The following is a 3,187-nucleotide window of genomic DNA, read 5'->3' as shown; positions in this document are numbered from 1 at the left end:
GCCGGCCCGCAGCTGTGGGGCGCCGTCGGCCAGCGCCTCCAGTCGCATCGCGCCGGCGGCCGTCCGGTCGGCCAGGGCCCGGGCGGCGGCACCGGCCTGCTCGGGGAGCGAGTACGGGCCGGCGACCAGGAGCTCGGGGGTGCCGCCGAACACCTCGGCGAGATTGCCGGCGCTTGCCGAGGGGTGCACCTCCGGGCTGGAGAGCGCCGGTTCCCGCTCGGCCACCGGCGCTTTGGCGGCCGGGTCCCAGCCGGTGACCCGGACCCGGCTGACCTGGCCGACCGAGGACACCGCCGCCCGCAGGGAGCGCAGGTTCACCCCTCGCTGCAGGACGAACACGCTGCGGTCCGCCCCCGTGTCGGGCGAGGGGGCCTGCGCGGCGGGCCGCAGGGGACGCATCGTCACCATCTTGCCGTCCACGGCGAGGTGGAGGCCGCGCTCGTCGGCGAGATGGGTCAACAGCTCCCAGTCGGTGAGGTTGGGCTGTGCCAGGTAGGGGATCTCGGGACCGGTGAGACCGGAGGTGTCGGCGTCCAGGCCGTGGCGCCGGGCGGCCTCCTCCAACGCCGCGGCGAGGGTCCTCGGGCCGTCCGCCTCCGCTCGCCGGCCCCGCTCCAGGCGGTGCCCGCGATCGGTGGCGTGCACGATGGCGAAGGTTCCGGTGCGGTCCAGGGAGGCCTCCACCGCGGTGACCTCGCCGTCGAAGATCCGTGCGCTGGTGCGGTGACGGCCGGTCGACACGGCGACCGTCAGGGACCGGCCCACCTTAACGTCCGTCCGCTCGAAGAACCGGTGCTTGCCGTCGCTGTAGCGCAGCCGCGCCGTGGCGGGCGTGTTGACGGCGCTCTCCACGACGAGGTCCACGAGCCGGCTCTCCCACTGGTCCGGCAGCGGCTGCCCCTGGACCTCGATCAGCGGGCGCGCCTGGTGGGTCCTGGTCACCGGCCCTCGCCCACGTCCGCCGTCGGTGCGCCCGTCGTGGTGTCCAGGACCGGCAGGGCGAGCACCGTGCCCACGGGGATGCGGTCCGGGTCGTCGACGTCGTTGGCCCGGGCGATGGCCCGCCAGCAGGTGGCGTCGCCGTAGGTGTGCCACGCCAGGCTCGCCAGGCTGTCCCCGGCCACCAGACGGTGGGTGGCGACCGGGCCGTCCCCGCCCGACGTCGGGTTCTGCCGGGGGGTGCGGCCGCCGACCTCCTCCAGGACCAGCGAGCACTCGGCACGCAGCGGCCTCCCGTCGGTGGAGAAACGCGTGTACGTCACGCCGACCCGGGTGACCAGGGCGAGGAACGCCGTGCTGCGTCCGTGTCCCCACTCCAGGCGCACCCAGGGTGCCGACGCGGTGTCCGTCGCCGCGGCCTGAACCGCCGGGGTGCAGCAGGCCAGCAGCTTCTCCGTCGCCTTCTCCACCCCGCTCCCGGGCCCCGGGGCGTCGAGGAACACCTCCAGGGTCATGGTCCGCGGCTCGGAGTACACGAACTGCGGGCTGCCGGCGGGGGCGTTCGAGGGAGCGCTGCGGTCCCAGTGGGCCTGCTTGTCGAGCGACACGCGGTCCGGGTTGAACTGCAGGGTGATCCGGTCGCGCTCACGTCCGACGGAACCGCCCTCGTCGGCCGGCGGCTCGTAGATCACCAGAACGGCACGGACGGGCGTACCCGGCAGCGGCAGGGCGGGCATGGGTCTCCCTTCGGCAACAGGTCGGCGGGACGGGCTCAGACGGTGACGTCCAGGAATCCGTCGTGGGTGATCTCCAGGGTCTCCCTGGCCGGCTCGGACACGTCGGCGGTGAACGAGGGGCCGTTCCAGCGCACCGGCAGCACACCGTCCAGCACCCACCGCACCAGGGGCCGGCGGTCCGGGCCCAGCGCGACGATCTGGCCGCGCATCCGGACCGGTTGGAGGACCTGGAGCTGCAGCCACGCCCACACCAGCGTGGTCTGCCGGTTCAGGGGCCGGCCCAGCACCACGTTGGTGTACCTCAGTCGGGTCGGGAGATGCCAGACGCGACCGTTCTCGCCGCCCTCGGCCCGCTCCTCGATGTCCATGGCGCAGCCCAGGCCGTCGCAGGAGGTGAACGACCCGAGGGCGTGGTCGCCGATGGAGAGCTGGAAGAGGGAGGTGACGGCGAACGGCTGGTCGCTCATGGCAGGGGCTCCGGGGCGTGGGCGGGACTCGGGCTGGGCTCGGGCTGGGCCGGTTCGTGGGCCGGATGGGGCGGGACGGATCACCGCGGGGGGCGGTCGCCGCCCCAGGGCGCGTGCCCGCCCGGCGGTTCGGACCACGGGCGCCGGCCCTCCCCGTGGCCGGACGCCGGCCCGGCCAGGACGTCCGCGTGGACCTGGACGATGCGCCTGACCACCTCGGCGACCAGGGCCCCGGACACGGGGGGAGCGGCGCCGGAAGGACCACCGGGAGGAGAGCCGGGAGGCCGTTCCCGCGCCGGATCGGGCCGGTCGGGACGACTCCTCGGCACGGCGGCGGGAGCCGCGGGGAGGTCGGTGCGGTAGGTCTGTGGTCCGTGACCGGGGGACGGCCCCGCCGCGGCTGCCGGGTGGGCCGCCCCGGCGGCGCGGGCGGGGCCCGGGCCGGGCTCGGAGTACGGCCGCCGGTCCGGGGGGCTTGGTGGAGCACCGGATCGGGTGTCGCCCCTGAGGTGCTGCCGAGGGGCGTCCGTGGCCGGAGGTTGATGCGCCGTGCGGGCCGGGGAGAAGGGGACCGCGGTCAGGGGCAGGCGGTCCATCGGCGTTCCGACGGCAGCCGCCGCGCCGGGCGGCAGTGGCGGGCGTCCGGTCACGTCGCGCTCGGGCGCGTGCTCGCGGTCCGCCGGACCGTACCGGAACGCCGCCGGGCGCGGTGTCGGGGCCTTGGTCGAGGGTGAACTGCCGGGGCGGACAACGGGGGGAGCCCACCGTGGCGCCGGGCCGGTGCCGGGTGCGGGGGCGTGCTCCTGCGACGGTGGCAGGCCGCCGGCCGGAGCCGGGTCGGGCGCAGCCGTCCGGGCGCTGTCCACGCCACGGACCGGTCCTGGCCCTGGAACTGGCGCTGGAACTGGAACGAACGGGGCGAAGGGGAGCCCTGGTACCGGCTCCGGCCGAGGCCTGTGCGCCTCGGCCGGTCCTTGCCGCTCCCGCCCGTCGGCACCGGGGCGCGCGCTCCGGGCCCCGCCTCCGGGCGGGGAAGTGACGGGC

At 76.2% G+C, this 3,187-nt stretch carries 3 protein-coding genes and 1 pseudogene; all 4 read right to left on the bottom strand.

Annotation, left to right across the window (positions count from 1 at the left end; translation table 11 throughout):
• Window positions 1–942 (bottom strand): annotated as a pseudogene (locus ACIQOV_RS34345) (hypothetical protein); the annotation flags it as partial.
• Window positions 939–1,676 (bottom strand): LysM peptidoglycan-binding domain-containing protein, encoded by a 738-nt coding sequence (locus tag ACIQOV_RS34340; protein WP_401054726.1) that lies wholly within the window; start codon window positions 1,674–1,676, stop codon window positions 939–941. The pseudogene ACIQOV_RS34345 and the gene ACIQOV_RS34340, both read right to left, overlap by 4 nt.
• Window positions 1,677–1,711: 35 nt before the next feature.
• A complete protein-coding gene (locus ACIQOV_RS34335) occupies window positions 1,712–2,143 on the bottom strand; it encodes a phage tail protein (protein WP_401054724.1) in 432 nt (143 codons plus the stop codon).
• A gap of 80 nt (window positions 2,144–2,223) precedes the next feature.
• Window positions 2,224–2,382 carry a hypothetical protein gene (locus tag ACIQOV_RS34330; RefSeq protein WP_401054722.1) on the bottom strand — a complete coding sequence of 53 codons (159 nt, stop codon included), beginning with the start codon at window positions 2,380–2,382 and terminating at the stop codon, window positions 2,224–2,226.
• Between the last annotated feature and the right edge of the window lie 805 nt (window positions 2,383–3,187).

Origin of the sequence: Kitasatospora sp. NPDC091257 (genome assembly GCF_044757675.1) — a bacterium.
GTDB lineage: Bacteria > Actinomycetota > Actinomycetes > Streptomycetales > Streptomycetaceae > Kitasatospora > Kitasatospora lactacystinica.
Note: the sequence above shows the minus strand (reverse complement) of the source record. Positions and strands in the feature narration are given on the sequence as shown.